The sequence below is a fragment of the Bradyrhizobium sp. ISRA436 genome, from assembly GCF_029910015.1.
GTDB lineage: Bacteria > Pseudomonadota > Alphaproteobacteria > Rhizobiales > Xanthobacteraceae > Bradyrhizobium.
In genome coordinates, this window is record NZ_CP094519.1 from 1488999 (window position 1) to 1504030 (window position 15032).

Annotated in this window: 16 protein-coding genes and 2 pseudogenes; 10 read left to right on the plus strand and 8 right to left on the minus strand. The window is 63.5% G+C overall.

The genetic code is table 11. The features are described from left to right. The first annotated feature begins 61 nt into the window (after positions 1–61). Entirely contained in the window at positions 62–679 is a 618-nt protein-coding gene (locus MTX23_RS07145; protein ID WP_280975916.1) for a LysE family translocator, read from the plus strand. A 94-nt stretch (positions 680–773) separates the two neighbouring features. Beyond that, positions 774–875: pseudogene (locus MTX23_RS07150) on the plus strand (DUF1349 domain-containing protein); the annotation flags it as partial. 87 nt (positions 876–962) lie between these two features. Here the strand turns inward: MTX23_RS07150 and MTX23_RS07155 are convergent. From MTX23_RS07155 to MTX23_RS07165, 3 genes are all read right to left on the minus strand, one after another. Further along, positions 963–2126 (minus strand): OpgC domain-containing protein, encoded by a 1164-nt coding sequence (locus MTX23_RS07155; protein WP_280975917.1) that lies wholly within the window; start codon positions 2124–2126, stop codon positions 963–965. A 108-nt stretch (positions 2127–2234) separates the two neighbouring features. Then, entirely contained in the window at positions 2235–2432 is a 198-nt protein-coding gene (locus MTX23_RS07160; RefSeq protein WP_280975918.1) for a hypothetical protein, read from the minus strand. A 143-nt stretch (positions 2433–2575) separates the two neighbouring features. Next, the gene (locus MTX23_RS07165; protein WP_280975919.1) at positions 2576–2740 is read right to left on the minus strand and encodes a hypothetical protein; all 165 of its coding nucleotides are present in this window, start codon (positions 2738–2740) and stop codon (positions 2576–2578) included. Positions 2741–2998: 258 nt separating this feature from the next. On the opposite strand from MTX23_RS07165, the gene MTX23_RS07170 reads away from it, so the two are divergent. After that, the gene (locus MTX23_RS07170; RefSeq protein WP_280975920.1) at positions 2999–4003 is read left to right on the plus strand and encodes a helix-turn-helix domain-containing protein; all 1005 of its coding nucleotides are present in this window, start codon (positions 2999–3001) and stop codon (positions 4001–4003) included. A 2-nt stretch (positions 4004–4005) separates the two neighbouring features. On the opposite strand, the gene MTX23_RS07175 is transcribed toward MTX23_RS07170, so the two are convergent. After that, positions 4006–4806, minus strand: a complete 801-nt coding sequence (locus MTX23_RS07175) for an N-formylglutamate amidohydrolase (RefSeq protein ID WP_280975921.1) — start codon at positions 4804–4806, stop codon at positions 4006–4008. 212 nt (positions 4807–5018) lie between these two features. Beyond that, the gene (locus MTX23_RS07180; protein WP_280975922.1) at positions 5019–5144 is read right to left on the minus strand and encodes a hypothetical protein; all 126 of its coding nucleotides are present in this window, start codon (positions 5142–5144) and stop codon (positions 5019–5021) included. Here MTX23_RS07180 and MTX23_RS07185 point away from each other — a divergent pair. Beyond that, positions 5143–5541 carry a gamma-glutamylcyclotransferase family protein gene (locus tag MTX23_RS07185; RefSeq protein WP_280975923.1) on the plus strand — a complete coding sequence of 133 codons (399 nt, stop codon included), beginning with the start codon at positions 5143–5145 and terminating at the stop codon, positions 5539–5541. The genes MTX23_RS07180 and MTX23_RS07185 overlap by 2 nt on opposite strands. Before the next feature lie 108 nt (positions 5542–5649). Here the strand turns inward: MTX23_RS07185 and MTX23_RS07190 are convergent, their stop codons facing one another. Continuing rightward, positions 5650–6204: a chlorite dismutase family protein gene (locus MTX23_RS07190; protein ID WP_280975924.1), complete on the minus strand. Its 555-nt coding sequence runs from the start codon at positions 6202–6204 to the stop codon at positions 5650–5652. 204 nt (positions 6205–6408) lie between these two features. Here MTX23_RS07190 and dnaG point away from each other — a divergent pair, with 204 nt between their 5' ends. The 3 genes from dnaG to MTX23_RS07205 all read left to right on the plus strand — a co-directional run bounded on the left by dnaG (position 6409) and on the right by MTX23_RS07205 (position 12173). After that, a complete protein-coding gene (gene dnaG / locus MTX23_RS07195) occupies positions 6409–8400 on the plus strand; it encodes a DNA primase (RefSeq protein WP_280975925.1) in 1992 nt (663 codons plus the stop codon). A 366-nt stretch (positions 8401–8766) separates the two neighbouring features. After that, on the plus strand, positions 8767–10896 hold the full coding sequence (rpoD, locus tag MTX23_RS07200) for an RNA polymerase sigma factor RpoD (RefSeq protein ID WP_280975926.1): 2130 nt from the start codon (positions 8767–8769) through the stop codon (positions 10894–10896). 210 nt (positions 10897–11106) lie between these two features. Then, positions 11107–12173, plus strand: a protein-coding gene (locus tag MTX23_RS07205) for an IS630 family transposase (protein WP_280971795.1) whose coding sequence is annotated in 2 segments (ribosomal slippage) — positions 11107–11593 and positions 11593–12173 — 1068 coding nt in all. Because the reading frame shifts where the segments join, the coding sequence is not laid out codon by codon here. A 62-nt stretch (positions 12174–12235) separates the two neighbouring features. Here MTX23_RS07205 and MTX23_RS07210 read toward each other — a convergent pair. Continuing rightward, positions 12236–12472 carry a hypothetical protein gene (locus tag MTX23_RS07210; RefSeq protein ID WP_280975927.1) on the minus strand — a complete coding sequence of 79 codons (237 nt, stop codon included), beginning with the start codon at positions 12470–12472 and terminating at the stop codon, positions 12236–12238. Between the two features lie 268 nt (positions 12473–12740). Here MTX23_RS07210 and MTX23_RS07215 point away from each other — a divergent pair, with 268 nt between their 5' ends. Then, the gene (locus tag MTX23_RS07215; protein WP_280975928.1) at positions 12741–13151 is read left to right on the plus strand and encodes an ester cyclase; all 411 of its coding nucleotides are present in this window, start codon (positions 12741–12743) and stop codon (positions 13149–13151) included. A 69-nt stretch (positions 13152–13220) separates the two neighbouring features. Then, positions 13221–14027: a lytic murein transglycosylase gene (locus MTX23_RS07220; protein WP_280975929.1), complete on the plus strand. Its 807-nt coding sequence runs from the start codon at positions 13221–13223 to the stop codon at positions 14025–14027. A 126-nt stretch (positions 14028–14153) separates the two neighbouring features. On the opposite strand, the pseudogene MTX23_RS07225 reads toward MTX23_RS07220, so the two are convergent. Then, positions 14154–14477 (minus strand): annotated as a pseudogene (locus MTX23_RS07225) (SDR family NAD(P)-dependent oxidoreductase); the annotation flags it as partial. 92 nt (positions 14478–14569) lie between these two features. Here MTX23_RS07225 and MTX23_RS07230 point away from each other — a divergent pair. After that, positions 14570–14971 carry a response regulator gene (locus MTX23_RS07230; protein WP_280975930.1) on the plus strand — a complete coding sequence of 134 codons (402 nt, stop codon included), beginning with the start codon at positions 14570–14572 and terminating at the stop codon, positions 14969–14971. Positions 14972–15032: the final 61 nt, after the last annotated feature.

Sequence of the window (15032 nt, forward strand, 5' to 3'; positions counted from 1 at the left end):
TTCCTCTTCCTCACAGTACGTGCATAAATTCCGGCGTCACCTCACCTCCAGTGAGCCTCTCATGTCCTTGCAAGCCTATCTCGCCTTCGTCGCCGCCTGCATTGCGCTGGCGCTGTTGCCCGGCCCGATCGTCACGATGGTCATCGCCAATGGCTTGCGATACGGCACCCGCGCGGCGCTCACCAATGTGCTGGGCGCACAGGTGGGGCTCGCGATCGTGATCGGCACCGTCGCGGTTGGCCTGACCTCGCTGATGGCGACCATGGGCTACTGGTTCGACTGGGTGCGCTTCGCCGGCGCCGCCTATCTGGTCTGGCTCGGCATCAAGCTGATCCGCGCGCCGGTCGAGGGCATCAGCACCGATGAGACACCGCCGCCGCCGCGCGGCGGCTTCTTCCTGCAAGGCTTCCTGGTGCTGCTGTCGAACCCGAAGGTGCTGGTGTTCTTCGGTGCCTTCATTCCGCAGTTCATGGACATGAGCAAACCTCACATCCCGCAGGTGGCCTTGCTCGGCGTCACCTTCATGGTGACGGCGGTGATGACCGACGGCGCCTATGCGCTGCTCGCCGGCCGCGCCCGCAAATTCTTCTCCAAGGAGCGGACGCGGCTGATGTCGCGCATCTCCGGCGGCTTCATGATCGGCGGCGGCATCTGGCTGGCGCTGACCCGGGCACGGTAACTTGATCGTTGGTCAAACCGGGTACAGCGCAGTCTGCACGTTTCCGAGATTGAGCCCGCAGCGGCAGAACGCTTGAGGACGGGATTGCTTTTGTGGGCCGATGGCCTGCACGCCCGAGCGGGCCGGCCTCAAGGTCGTCTTCTCAGCGTTTTGCCTGACGCCGCCGCTTGGCAAGGATCTGCGCGATCTCGGCTGAGGGTGGCCATCCCCGAGGTCCGTTGCCGGCGGTCCGGACTTATTGACGCGAAGCGGGAAAGCTGGCCGGGACTGTCGCGGTTGCGGGCTAGGTCGGCTGCATCAGGCGCGGCGGCCGAGCGGGCTGGATCGAGATCGAGTTGAGCAGCGTCGCAGCGGCGATCATCACCAGAATGCCGCCGACGCTGAGCGCGATCTGCATGGCTATTCCATTCGAGATCTCGAGCAGCGCCAGGTGGCTGCCACAGGCCAGCAGCACGCCGAGGCAATAGATCGGCAGCGAGTTCTGGCCACAGCAGATCATGCTGCGCAGCGCCGGCGTCCGCAGCGCCGGCCAATCATGCGGCACCAGCCGCACCGCCACGACCGCGATCGCCAGAAAATGCAGCAGGCGCACGGGATCGAGATTCGATTTGTCCACCGGGTGAAGCAGCTTCGCCAGCGCCTCCGGGACCAAGGTTCCCAGCAGCTCGATGTGCCAGCTCAGGGCAATGAAGAGGCTGACGAGCAGATACAGCACGGCAACGACCAGCACTACACGTGACGTTATCCAGGGCCGGATGGGGTTGCCCGCGATCATCCACCACGCGCCGAGCACGACCAGGAGCTGCCAGGCCATCGGATTGAAGGCCCAATGACTGCTCGGCCATGCCGGCACCATCCAGCCGAACACGTGCACCAGCGCATAAAGTGCGAAGGAGGCGCCCAGCGTCGCGTTCGGCCAGCGCAGCAACAGCCACAACAGCGGCGCGAACAGGAGGTGAAGCAGCACGAAGATGGGCAACACGTCGGCATTGACCGGGCGGTATTGCAGGATCACTGCGTGCGCAAGCGTCGCGCCCGGGTCCTCCAGCAGAACGCGCGTATTGCTCTCGTCGGCAAGGTCGTCCCCGCCTGCGAGGTAGGTCATGATGGCGTAAGCAAGCATGAGCAGCAGAAACGCCGCATAGATATCCCATCCTCGCCGCAGCGAGCGGCTGATCACGCCGTTCCAGCCCTCACGGCGGCGCGCCCTGCCGTAGGCCAGCGCGCAAGTGACGCCGGACATGAACATGAAGACTTCCGCGGCATCGCTGAAGCCGTAGTTCTTGAGCGTCAGCCAACTTCCGATGTTGTTGGGGACATGGTCAAGGAAGATGCACCACAGCGCGATGCCGCGGCAGGCGTCGATGCGCAGGTCGCGGCCGGATCCCTCGAGCTCCGGCGGAGGTTCGCCGACCACTGGCTTCGAGATGTGCATGCGATTGTGCATTTGGTTGCCCCGACCGGCGTGCCACAGCACTCTCGGTCGGGCCTGGATCGATGCGTTGCGCGCGATGTTCCGGCGTGTGCGGGCCGACCGAGCGGATGCGGTTACGCGCTATCGGACAGTTGAGGGTTGGCTTGTCGTGAGGATGCTCTCCAGGCCATTGCCGCGATCTCCCGGGTTGGCAGGATTGGTGGCATCCCAATTCATGTCCAGGGCGTCATCGCCGACGGTGGGGACCAGGAACTGCTTGCGCATCTCAGCGAGGCGGGCACGGCAATATTCCCGATAGAGCAGGTCGAGTATGGACATGGTCAAATCCTCACTTGATCAGCACTGTTGACGCCCCATGCAATTATTTTCGGTCGTTTCACCCGGCTGAGGACGAGCAGAGCCGGCGGGTAATGTTTCTGACGAAGATTGCCATCTCGCGCCGAGCGCGCGGCACGACGTCATCATCGGGGAAGCGGATGTCCGGGATGTAGCAGGCGGATCGCGGCCCAGATCACTGAATGCAATTGATTGCGAATAATGTTGCAAATTCGAGCAATGCTTGCGGCCGCTGCACCGACGATGTCCAAAACGGACGTGATGGCGGCAACCTGAAATAGCCTCATCATGGCTCTCTCCTCTTTAGAGAGATATTTTCACCACGACTTTCGCAATTACTTTAGTCCAGAGTTCCTCGCTTCGACGTGAACTAGCTCACTTGCAGTGTCGATTGCGATGAGTGACACTAGCAAGCAGATAGCGCCGTGTCTTGGACTTCTGCGCACCTCGGATTGGACGGTCGGGTGCGCGAAGCGCAAATTGCAGACAGCAAATTTTGCAGATAGCAAATTGCGGATATCGGCAGTCGATTGTCGGAATCACTCCGGTTGTTGCGTGAGGCTTGGAGATTCCGCATGTCCGCGGACACTGCCGATTTCAAGTCGATTCGATTTTCCACCCGCGAGCTCCCGGAGCGGATGCGCATCCCGATGTGGCGCGAAGAGTTCGGACGGCGCATCGTCCACGCCGATATCGAGACTGTGTCCGACGCTCCGTTTCACGCCGAAGCAACGCTGCAGGCGCTTCAGGGACTGCGCGTGCTCGCATGGACGGGATCGGCCATGCGCTTCAAGCGTTCGCGAGCGAATATCGTCGATGGCGATGACTCGATCGGCTTCATCGTCAGCTCTCCGAGTACGAGCCTGCTATCGCAGCGCGGCCGGGAGATCGAATTCCGCGCCGGCGATGCCATCGCGCTTCTGCACTCGGAGCCGGCTATTGTCAGCTATGTCGAAGGACTTCAACTTGGTCTGGCGGTGCCGCGCGACGCACTGGTGCCGCGCGTGAGCGATGTCGACAGCCTTGTGATGCGGCGGATTTCCCGCCGAACCGAGGCGCTCCGGCTTCTCATGACTTACCTGAAGTCGGCATTGGGGCAGGGCGCGCTGGCTGCGCCCAAGCTGCGCGATACCATCGTGACCCATATCCACGACCTCGTGGCACTCACAATCGATGAATGCGCTCCGTTGGGCGAGAGCAGCGCGAGCGCGGTGATCGCGGCGCGGCACAGCGCCGCCCTCGACCACATCGCGGCGCACTTTCAGGATCCGGATCTCAGCCTGGAGATCGTGGCCCGTCGCCAGGGCATCTCTCCGCGCTACCTGCAGCGCCTGATGGCGTCGTCGGGTGCGTCTTTCACGGAGCGCGTCAACGAATTGCGGTTGCAAAAGGCGTTCACACTGTTAACCGCGCCGCACGAGGGCGCGCAGCGAATTTCCGACATTGCGCTGGAGGCCGGCTTTTCGGACATATCGCACTTCAACCGGCTGTTCCGGGCCCGCTTCGGCGATTCGCCTCGCGGCGTGCGCAGCGCCGGCAGCCGTGCTGCGTGACTTCACGCGATCAGCGCCTCCGCCCACAGCATCGCCTCGATCTCGCTGAGGATGCGTGCCAGGCGATCGGCCCAGGCTGTCTCGCCGGCCTGGTCGGCGATCAGGTCCTGACGGATCTCGATACCCGAATTCATTAGCCCGCGCATCTCGCCATGCACGGGGATCGTGTAATCGGTCTCGTCGCTGACCGCATAAGGCTCATTGTCGCCGACCACGAGGTCGCCCTCCCTGCGCAGATGTTTCAGGAGCAGCGGCGGCAGCACCTTGTCGCGGTGATAGAGCGTGCCGATGTGCCAGGGTCGCGCGATGCCGGCGTAGACAGGTGTGAAGCTGTGCAGCGACACCAGCACCGTCGGCATGCCGCGCCGGCTCCGTTCGTCGATGATCTCGTCGATCCGCCTGTGATAGGGATCGAAGATCTGCGCGCGGCGCATCTCGGCATCGTTGCGCGACAGGCCTTCATTGCCCGGGACGGTGGTCGCTTCGCTGATCAGCGGAATCGAGCTTGCGACATGCGGCGGACGATTGCAGTCGATCACAAGCCGCGAATAGCGTTGCGCGATCAGGTGCACGTTGAGCTGGTCGGAGAGCTGTTCGGCGACGCCGGCGATGCCGATGTCCCAGGCGATGTGCCGCACAAGCTCGCTTTCCGGCAGGCCGAGATCGCCGAGCGGCTTGGGAATCAGCCGGCCATAGTGATCGCAGGTGAACAGGAATGGAGAGCGGCTGTCCGCGTTGCGCTCCAGAATTGGCGAAACGTCGGTGTTAGCGAGCAGAAATGACGGGCCACCGACGCGATTCAAGGTGTTTTCCTCAATTTTGCCTATTCGGGGAGCAAGCCGATCTGGAAACGAGCAGTATTCTCTATAGATCAAGCCGCCCAAAATCACGATGATTGTTCGACGCCGCCGCTGGTAACCATCCATCACAAGACCGTTGATCGCTACGCGCCCGGTGGCGTTCACCGAGCACCGCATCATGCCGACGAGAATTCGTCGGCAGTGGCTTGACGTGGTCACGCGCCATCGCAAGGGGCGATAGCGACGAACTGTCGGCCGAAGCCTTCGGCGAAGGCGGACGCAATCCATCCTTGCGGCGGCATGGATTGCTTCGCTACGCTCGCAATGACATAGAAGGCCATGACCTCCGACCTTCTCTTCGTCTATGGCACGCTGATGCGCGGCTTCGACCATCCGATGGCGAAGCTGTTGTCGGCCAATGCCGACTTCCTCGGCGAGGCGCACTGCCGCGGCCGGCTCTATCTCGTGAAGCATTATCCGGGCCTAGTCACGTCGGACGATCCCGCCGACATCGTGCATGGCGAATTGTTCGGTCTGCGCGAGCGCGACGCGATGCTGCGCGAGTTCGACATGTATGAAGCCTGCGGCGAGGGTTTTCCGCCGCCGACCGAATATGTCCGCAAGATGCTGCCGGTCACGCTCGCCGATGGACGTATGAGCGAGGCGTGGACCTATCTCTACAACTGGCCGGTGACGAAGCTGCCGCGGATCGCGTCAGGCAGATTTCTCGGACATTAGAGTTACTCCGCCATGCCCGGGCTCGTCCCGGGCATCCACGTCTTTTCCGGCTGCCTTGCAACAAGACGTAGATGGCCGGGACAAGCCCGGCCATAACGAAGAGAGGCCTCAGTTCTCGCGCACGACGCGTATGTCGACCTCGCGCTCGACATAGGTCCACTCTTCGGTCGCGCGCAGCATGCCGACCAGTTCGTCGAATAGGTCGGCATGTTCGGGTGCGAATTCGAACCAGGTCAGGAAGTCGAAGGGGACGCCGAGATCGCGCGAATGAAACAGCTGGCGGGCGATCGCCGGCAGGTATTTCAGCGTGCCGGAGATATGGTGCGACTTGTCCTCGAGGATCTTGCGCCGCTCTTCCTGTGTCAGCTCCCACCATGCGGCGGATTTCCGGATCGGGATCAGCGCCGCGTGCGTCGCCTCGTTCCGGCCGAGCTTGGCCTCGACGGCGGCGAGCTTGTCCTTCTCCGCCCGCTCGGTGTAGCGCAGATTGCTCGCGACGCCGGCGAGCCGCCACGCGGTCGGTGACGGCAGTAGCGGCAGCGCGATCGCCTCGCTCGAAATCACCGACAGCGCCGCGACCTTCGGCAGCGTTTCGCCCTTCACCCGCGCGATGGAAGTCACCTTCCAGCCGCCGCTCTGTCCGCCTCGGAATGTCGTGAACATGCCCTATCCAAGCGCGGAACCGGAGCAGGTTCAAGCAGGCCGCAACCTCTCTCCACCGCAGATTCCGGGGTAGTCCGACGGGACAAGCGACGGGATCACGGCCTGTGAATAGTCCGGAAAAGCCGGCACAGTCTTAGTATTTCGGCCGCCGCCGCTATATGGCTAATCGGTTATCCACGCATTCCCGCCAACCCGACCTCATCAATGCGCTTCACGCCCCAATTTCTCGACGAGCTGCGCGCCCGGCTTCCGGTCTCGGAAGTCGTGGGCAAGCGCGTCAAGCTCAAGAGGGCGGGGCGCGAATGGAAGGGGCTGTCGCCGTTCCAGCAGGAGAAGACGCCGTCCTTCACCGTCAACGACCAGAAGGGCTTTTACCACGACTTCTCCTCGGGGCGGCACGGCAACATCTTCGACTTCGTGATGGAGACCGAGGGCGTCACCTTCCCGGAGGCGGTCGAGCGGCTGGCGGCAATGGCGGGCATGGCGATCCCGGCGGCGACGCCGGATGCCGCGCGCCACGAGCAGCGCCGCCGCACGCTGCACGACGTGATGGAACTCGCCACCAAGTTCTTCGCCGACACGCTGGCCTCGCGCAACGGCGCGAAGGCGCGCGGCTATCTCGCCGATCGCGGCATCTCGCCGGCGACCCAGCTCCAGTTTCGCATGGGCTATGCGCCGCCGGACCGTTTCGCGCTGAAGGAGCATCTGGGCGCGCAGGGCGTCGCCACCGAGGACATGGTGGAGGCGGGGCTTTTGGTGGCCGGCGAGGACAAGCCGGTGCCGTTCGATCGCTTCCGCGACCGCGTGATGTTTCCGATCACGGATGCCCGCGGCCGCGTCATCGCGTTCGGCGGTCGCGCGCTGGAGAAGGACGTTCCGGCCAAATACCTGAACTCGCCGGAAACCACGCTGTTTCACAAGGGCGACAATCTCTACAACCTGTTCACCGCGCGCCAGGCCGCGCATGACGGCAGCCCACTCATCGTGGTCGAGGGCTATGTCGACGTCATCGCGATGGTGACCGCGGGCTTTCCTGGCGCCGTGGCGCCGCTCGGCACTGCGCTCACCGAGAACCAGCTCGCGCTGCTCTGGAAGATGGCGGACGAGCCGATCCTCTGCTTCGACGGCGACCGTGCCGGACAGAAGGCGGCCTATCGCGCCGCGGATATCGCGCTGCCGAATCTGAAGCCCGGCAAGAGCCTGCGCATCGCGCTGTTACCGGAAGGGCAGGACCCCGACGATCTCGCTCGTTCCGGCGGCCGCGGCGCGATCGAGGACGTGATCTCCGCCGCACGCCCGCTCGCCGACATGATCTGGTCGCGCGAGATCGAGGGCGGCAGCTTCGGCACGCCGGAACGCCGCGCCGCGCTGGAAGCGCGCATCGGCGAACTCACCAATGGCATCCGCGACGAGGTGGTGCGCCGCTACTATCGGCAGCATCTGCAAGAGCGCCTGCAGCGCAGCTTTGCGCCCGAGGGCGGGCGCGGCGGCTACGGCCGCGGCAATTTCCGGGGCGGGCGCAGCAGCGAATCACCCCGCCAATTTTTCCCCGGCGGCCCGGCGCCGGGCGGCCGATTCGCCCCCAAGGGCCTGGTTCCCGGCCTTGGCCGCGGTCCCTACCAGGCAGCGAGTCCGCAGCTTGCCAACAGCTCGATCATGCGCGGCCAGCGCAGCGCGATCTCCCGGCGCGAGGCTCTGATCCTTGAGTGCCTCATCAATCACCCCTGGCTGCTGCACGACCATCTGGAGGAGGTCGCGGCGCTTGAGCTCGCCCACCCCGAGGCCCACAAGCTCCGCGCCGGCATCATTGCGGCTTTCGCCAACGACCACCACCATTCCCCGGACGCGGAGGAGCAGGCCGAGAAAATGCGGGCCGATCTTGAAGCTGGCGGATTTTCGCAAGCACTTCAAAGGGTTGAGCACGCGCTGACGACCCAGGCGGTGTGGGGCGCCAAGGTCGGCGCGGCGCGGGAGGATGTTTTATCGACGTGGCGGCAACTCGTTGCCTTGCATCAGAAAACCCACGCCTTACTTAGGGAACGAAAGGACGCTGAGGCGGCTTTGGCTGAAGACGGCAGCGAAGCCAATCTGGCATGGCTGCGGGATATCCAGGCCCGGATGGCGGAAGCCGACGGGACCGAGGCTCTGATCGAGGGGTTCGGCGAATTATCGGGCCGGTTCCAGCGTAACGTGTGACGAAAAATGATGCGGACGGCGTTGGCCGAACTCGCAAAAAGACTCGCCAAATCCATGGTTTGGCTGCAAAAACAGGGTTAAGCGAAACTTTAATAGCACCGTAGCATTTTCGGGCGAAGTGGTGCCGCCGGTTCGTCGTGAAGAAAATCCGCCGGATTAACGTTTGGCGCGTCTTCTGATCGTAAAACCGGTAGTCACTTTTTGCGGAAGACGCGCCGGGCTATTGCAGATGGAAACCGTCGAAACGGATGGCAGGGGTGGCGATCATGTGCGCCGCCCTTTGTGCGTCGAGAGCAATTCTAGATATCGTGCGGATGTGCGTGCGTGGCGCCATTTTGCATGACCGCGTTTTCGGGAGCTTAGTGAATGGCCACCAAGGCAAAGACGCTGCAGGTTAAGGACAAGGAAAAAGACGACAAGGCGGCGGATGCTCCCGAGAAGGATTCCGCCGACGCGCCGTCGCCGTTGCTCGACCTGTCGGATGCCGCGGTGAAGAAGATGATCAAGCAGGCCAAGAAGCGCGGCTTCGTGACCTTTGATCAGCTCAACGAAGTGCTTCCCTCCGACACCACCTCGCCCGAACAGATCGAAGACATCATGTCGATGCTCTCGGACATGGGCATCAACGTCACCGAGGCCGAGGACTCCGAAGGCGAGGACGAGAAGGACGACGGCGACGACGACACCGACAACGAGCTTGTCGAGGTCACGCAGAAGGCCGTCACCGAGGTCAAGAAGAGCGAGCCCGGCGAGCGCACCGACGATCCGGTGCGGATGTATCTGCGCGAGATGGGCACCGTCGAGCTTTTGTCGCGCGAGGGCGAAATCGCGATCGCCAAGCGCATCGAGGCCGGCCGCGAGGCGATGATCGCGGGCCTCTGCGAAAGCCCGCTGACCTTCCAGGCCATCATCATCTGGCGCGACGAGCTGAACGAAGGAAAGATCTTCCTTCGCGACATCATCGATCTCGAAGCCACCTATGCCGGTCCGGAATCCAAGGGCGGCATCAACCCGAACCTGATCGCCAACAACAGCGGTGACGGCGCTGGCGCCGAGGCCAATGGCAGCGGCGGCGAAGCGGGCGCGCCCGCACATGTCGCATCGCCGGCAGCGCCGCCGTCGCCGACCCCATTCCGTGCCGCGCCTGCCGGCGAAGCCGAGGGCGAGGAGAAGGATCCGGGCGAGGCCGCCGCCGAAGCCGACATGGACGACGACGAGTTCGAGAACCAGATGTCGCTCGCCGCCATCGAGGCCGAGCTGAAGCCGAAGGTGGTGGAGACCTTCGACAAGATCGCGTCCGAGTACAAGAAGCTGCGCCGCCTGCAGGAGCAGGATATCGCCAACCAGCTGCAGAGCGAGTCGCTGTCGCCCTCGCAGGAGCGCAAGTACAAGAAGCTGAAGGACGAGATCATCGTCGAGGTGAAGTCGCTGCGCCTCAACCAGGCCCGCATCGATTCGCTCGTCGAGCAGCTCTACGACATCAACAAGAAGCTGGTCTCCTTCGAAGGCCGCTTGCTGCGCCTCGGCGACAGCCACGGCGTCGCGCGCGACGACTTCCTGCGCAACTACCAGGGCTCGGAGCTCGACCCGCGCTGGCTCAACCGCGTCTCGAAGCTCTCGGCCAAGGGCTGGAAGAACTTCGTCCATCACGAGAAGGACCGCATCAAGGACCTGCGCCACGAGATCCAGTCGCTGGCCGCGCTGACCGGGCTCGAGATCGGCGAATTCCGCAAGATCGTGCACGGCGTGCAGAAGGGCGAGCGCGAGGCCCGTCAGGCCAAGAAGGAGATGGTGGAAGCCAACCTCCGCCTCGTGATCTCGATCGCCAAGAAGTACACCAACCGTGGCCTGCAGTTCCTCGACCTGATCCAGGAAGGCAATATCGGCCTGATGAAGGCGGTCGATAAGTTCGAGTACCGCCGCGGCTACAAGTTCTCGACCTACGCCACCTGGTGGATCCGGCAGGCGATCACCCGTTCGATCGCCGACCAGGCCCGCACCATCCGCATCCCGGTGCACATGATCGAGACGATCAACAAGATCGTCCGCACCTCGCGCCAGATGCTGAACGAAATCGGCCGCGAGCCGACCCCGGAAGAGCTCGCCGAGAAGCTCGGCATGCCCCTGGAGAAGGTCCGCAAGGTCCTCAAGATCGCCAAGGAGCCGCTGTCGCTGGAGACGCCGGTGGGTGACGAAGAGGATTCGCACCTCGGCGATTTCATCGAGGACAAAAACGCGATCCTGCCGATCGACGCGGCGATCCAGTCCAACCTGCGCGAGACCACCACGCGCGTCTTGGCCTCGCTCACCCCGCGCGAGGAGCGCGTGCTGCGCATGCGCTTCGGTATCGGCATGAACACCGACCACACGCTGGAAGAGGTCGGCCAGCAGTTCTCGGTCACCCGCGAACGCATCCGCCAGATCGAAGCCAAGGCGCTGCGCAAGCTGAAGCACCCGTCGCGCAGCCGGAAGCTGCGGTCGTTCCTCGACAACTGATGCTCTCGTTGCCGGGCTTGACCCGGCAACCCATCGAAACAACAACGGCGGGCAAGGCCCGCCGTTTTTGTTTGTAGATGGATCGTGCCAATTTCGCGCGCCAGAGAGTGCAGAGATAATACCAACGGCCCCCGGATTTGACTCACATTTGGGATTTCCAAATCAGTGAGTTTCTGAATCGATGTTGCTGCGTAGACAGGAGCAATATCGATGGGGGCAGCGGTAGCGATTACGCGGCTTGATTTGACCGCGGGCGAGCTTCGGAAGGCGGCGCGCAGAGAGAAGAATAGTACGGTAGCGCGGCGGATATTGGCGCTTGCGCTTGTGCTGGAGGGCGCGGACCGCAAGAAGGCAGCCGAAAGTTGCGGGATGGATCGTCAGACCCTGCGGGACTGGGTGCATCGTTATAACGCCGAAGGCTTGGCGGGACTGCGGTCGCGCAAACCGACGGGACCGCGGTCGCGGCTGACGACAGAGCAGCAGGCCGAATTGGCCGCGTTGGTCGAGGCCGGTCCCGATCCTGAGCAGCATGGGGTCGTACGTTGGCGGCGGGTGGATTTGCGCGACGAGCTTGAGCGGCGGTTTGGCGTCAAACTGCACGAACGTTCGGTCGGCAAGGTTCTGGCCAAGCTCGGGTACCGCCGGCTCTCGGTGCGGCCGCGCCATCCGCAAGCCGATGAAGCGGCTCAGGAAGCGTTCAAAAAAACTTTGCTACGACCCTCACGACAACGCTCCCCGCTCACGCCCAAGGCAAGCCGATCGAAATCTGGTTCCAGGACGAGGCGCGGATCGGCCAGCAGGGCACGCTGACACGCGTGTGGGCCAAGCGTGGCTCACGGCCTCGCGCGCCGCGCGATCGACGTTACGATTGGGCTTATCTCTTCGGTGCCGCCTGTCCTCAACGGGGCGTCGCCGCGGGTCTTGTCATGCCGACGGCAAATGCAGAGGCGACGTCACTGCATTTGGAGGCAATCAGCCGCAAAGTTGCACCCGACGCACATGCCGTTCTCGTCTTCGACGGCGCCGGCTATCACAGTGCCGGCACCGTCCGAGCTCCGGAAAATATCACTCTGTTACAGCTGCCGCCTTATGCGCCCGAGCTCAATCCGATTGAAAACGTCTGGCAGTACCTGCGCGCCAACAAGCTCGCCATCACCGTCTTCGACGACTACGACGATATCGTCGCCAAGACCTGCGAAGCCTGGAACTTCTTCGCAAATGATCCAGGTCGCATCGCCTCAATCACAAGCCGCACTTGGGCAACAGTCAATCCTTAGGGCCATTGGTATAACAAGCTCCAGCGAACAAGCTTGCCCGATGTCGCAACCCGTCCGCGCGTCTACTTCTTCTTCACCCCGACCCGCTCGATGCTCTTGATCTCGAGCGGCGGGCGGCCACTCTTTTCGGCGATCTCGCGATCCTGGTCGCGGAGGAAGGCGCGCGCCGGTTCGTCGCCGTCGAGGCCGCCAAGCAGCTCCGAGGGCACGCGGCGGTTGGAGCGCTGCGAGCCGTCCTCATAGAAGACGTTGAAGAAGGCGAATTCGCCTTTGGGATTGGTCCCGGGTTTCTTCGGCATGCGCGGCTTGTCCCCGATCGCCGCAGTGCTGTCAAAGCAAATCCCGCGTGTGCTCACGCTGGGCTGCCCTGCGCGAGCCGCGAACATTGCCTACCCGAGCGGCTTTCATATCGGAGCGAAACGAACCCGCCCGCGAAAATTTCGCGCCTTCACTTTGTCGCGACGCAAGCCGATGATTTTTTTGACCTTCGTCACTTGCGCCCTTGTGGGCGATTCGCGTATGAGGCGCACTCTGCCGTTTTTGCAACCAGTCTCTTCGGATGCGCCGATGTCCAACGCCACCCTCGACGCCAACAAGGCGCTCGTGCTCGCGCACTATGATGCCGTGACCAATGGCCACGATCCCGATGCGATTCGCGCGCAGCTCGCGCCCGATTTTTTCGACCACGCGGCGGGCAAGCGGATGAGCGCCGACGAGGTGATCGCATACTCGGCGGCCATGCACGCGACCTTCGCCCACCTGTCGGCGGTGGCCGAATGCCTGGTGGCCGAGCGCGATATCGTCGCCGGCCGCTTCGTCTGGCGCGGCCGGCATCGCGGCCCATGGCGCGGCATCGCCCCGACCGGCCACCGCGTCGAATTCCGCGGCATGACGTTCTGGCGGATTCAGGACGGCAAGATTTCCGAGCGCTGGGCGGAGATCGATTTCGCGGGGCTGGAGCGGCAGCTCAGGGGGTGAGGTCCGTTTTGACCACAACGTCAAACGCATGGCATCATCTGCGGCGGGCGGCTTTTCCAGGACATCAACATGCTCAGACTTCGTTTGGTCGTTTTCTTTTGCGCGCTTGTATTGGCCGCTCCTTCCTACGCCGCCCGCTGTGGCGGCAATTTCAACACCTTCGTCCAGTCGTTCTCGCAGGACGCCGCCGGCGCCGGCATCTCGCGGGATGTGATCTCGGCGGCGCTCGGCACTGTGCGGCAGGATGGCGGCGTGCTCGCCTTCGACCGGCGGCAGCGCTACACCTTCAACAAGACGTTCGAGCAGTATGTCGCGACCCGCGTCGGTCCCGGGCGCATCAATGGCGGCCGCGCGCTGTTGCAGCGTCACGCGGCGCTGCTGTCGCGAATCGAGCAGCAGTATGGCGTGCCGCGCCAGATCCTGGTCGCGATCTGGGGGCTGGAGAGCGATTTCGGCAAGGGCGACATGGGCAAGCTGCCGGTGATCCGCACGCTCGCGACCTTGGCGCATGATTGCCGCCGCTCCGATCTGTTCCAGGGCGAATTGCTGGCGGCGCTCAAGATCGTGCAGCGCGGCGACCTTCGTCTCAATGACCTGATCGGCGCCTATGCCGGCGAGATCGGCCAGACCCAGTTCCTGCCGTCGTCCTACATCAAGTATGGCGTCGATTTTGACGGCGATGGCCGGGTCGACCTGCGCCACTCGGTGGCGGATGTGCTGGCCTCGACCGCGAACCTCTTGCACAGCAGCGGCTTCAAGATGGGCGCGCCCTATGACGAGGGCAGCGCGAATTTCGAGGCGATGCGCGAGTGGAACAGGGCGGTGATCTATCGCAAGACCATCGGGTATTTTGCGGACCGGCTGATGGGACGGTGACACCCAGCCTCGCCCCGATCGTCATTGCGAGCCAACGGGTCGTGCGAATGGGCGCCCGATGACAGGCTCCGCGAAGCAATCCATATTTCGGCATATGCGGAACGATGGATTGCTTCGTCACCTTCAGAAATTGATGTTGAACAGCCATTCCATCTGCGCCTGCTCGATCTCGCCGAACTGGCCGAGCAGGGCGACGCCGACATTGTTGACGACGATGTTGAGCGCGGGGTGCGCGGCGCCGGCGGCTTGCGCGAATGCCGCGATCTGGCCGGGCTCGCTGACGTCGAGGCGGTGCACGGTGACCCTGCGCTGTCTGGCTTTCGCAATCTCGGCGGCGACCGCATGCAGGCCGGCCTGGTCGCGGTCTGCGAGCGCCAGGTCGCAGCCGCGCAGCGCGAGTTCATGAGCGAGCGCGCGGCTCAAATCGGGGGGCAGGGCGCAAGTTCCCATCGCTTTTCTCAGATTGGAACTGAACCATAAAGGGAGTTGAGGCATTTATTTTGTGAGCGTGTTCAACCCGATCACTCAAGGAAGGCACATCCATGGGACAGTCGAAACCCTATCGTGCATTGGTGGTCGAGGATGATCCGATGCAGCGCGCGATGATTGGTCTGCTGCTGGAAGAAAGTGATTTCGACGTCATTGCCTGCGAGAGCGCGGAGGCCGCCGAGCTGGTGCTGCAGGGAAGCGGGGACGATGTCGTGCTGATGATGACGGATGTCGAGCTAGCCGGCCACATGACCGGCGTCGAGCTCGCGCATGCCGCGAAGAAATACAATCCCGATCTCGACGTCATCGTGACGTCGGGCAAGCCGCTGCGGCAATCCCTGCCCGACGGCGCGAAGTTCTGGGCCAAGCCTTGGGCGCCGCTGGACGTGATCCGCGTCGCCGAAATGAAAGCGTCGGAGCTCGCCGGCGAGGGTGGGCCACGCAGATCCTCATAACGAAGTTGTCAGCGGGCAGACAGCAGGAGCCGGTACGCCGCTTCCGCCGGCGCGGACCGCA

What these genes read in the sequence shown, in the direction of transcription:
- MTX23_RS07215 (WP_280975928.1), top strand. Translation starts at nt 12,741, where the DNA reads ATGTCCAACGCCACCCTCGACGCCAACAAGGCGCTCGTGCTCGCGCAC.
- dnaG (WP_280975925.1), top strand. Translation starts at nt 6,409, where the DNA reads ATGCGCTTCACGCCCCAATTTCTCGACGAGCTGCGCGCCCGGCTTCCG.
- MTX23_RS07180 (WP_280975922.1), bottom strand. Translation starts at nt 5,144, where the DNA reads ATGGCCTTCTATGTCATTGCGAGCGTAGCGAAGCAATCCATGCCGCCG.
- MTX23_RS07160 (WP_280975918.1), bottom strand. Translation starts at nt 2,432, where the DNA reads ATGTCCATACTCGACCTGCTCTATCGGGAATATTGCCGTGCCCGCCTC.
- MTX23_RS07220 (WP_280975929.1), top strand. Translation starts at nt 13,221, where the DNA reads ATGCTCAGACTTCGTTTGGTCGTTTTCTTTTGCGCGCTTGTATTGGCC.
- rpoD (WP_280975926.1), top strand. Translation starts at nt 8,767, where the DNA reads ATGGCCACCAAGGCAAAGACGCTGCAGGTTAAGGACAAGGAAAAAGAC.
- MTX23_RS07210 (WP_280975927.1), bottom strand. Translation starts at nt 12,472, where the DNA reads ATGCCGAAGAAACCCGGGACCAATCCCAAAGGCGAATTCGCCTTCTTC.
- MTX23_RS07230 (WP_280975930.1), top strand. Translation starts at nt 14,570, where the DNA reads ATGGGACAGTCGAAACCCTATCGTGCATTGGTGGTCGAGGATGATCCG.
- MTX23_RS07155 (WP_280975917.1), bottom strand. Translation starts at nt 2,126, where the DNA reads ATGCACAATCGCATGCACATCTCGAAGCCAGTGGTCGGCGAACCTCCG.
- MTX23_RS07165 (WP_280975919.1), bottom strand. Translation starts at nt 2,740, where the DNA reads ATGATGAGGCTATTTCAGGTTGCCGCCATCACGTCCGTTTTGGACATC.
- MTX23_RS07185 (WP_280975923.1), top strand. Translation starts at nt 5,143, where the DNA reads ATGACCTCCGACCTTCTCTTCGTCTATGGCACGCTGATGCGCGGCTTC.
- MTX23_RS07145 (WP_280975916.1), top strand. Translation starts at nt 62, where the DNA reads ATGTCCTTGCAAGCCTATCTCGCCTTCGTCGCCGCCTGCATTGCGCTG.
- MTX23_RS07190 (WP_280975924.1), bottom strand. Translation starts at nt 6,204, where the DNA reads ATGTTCACGACATTCCGAGGCGGACAGAGCGGCGGCTGGAAGGTGACT.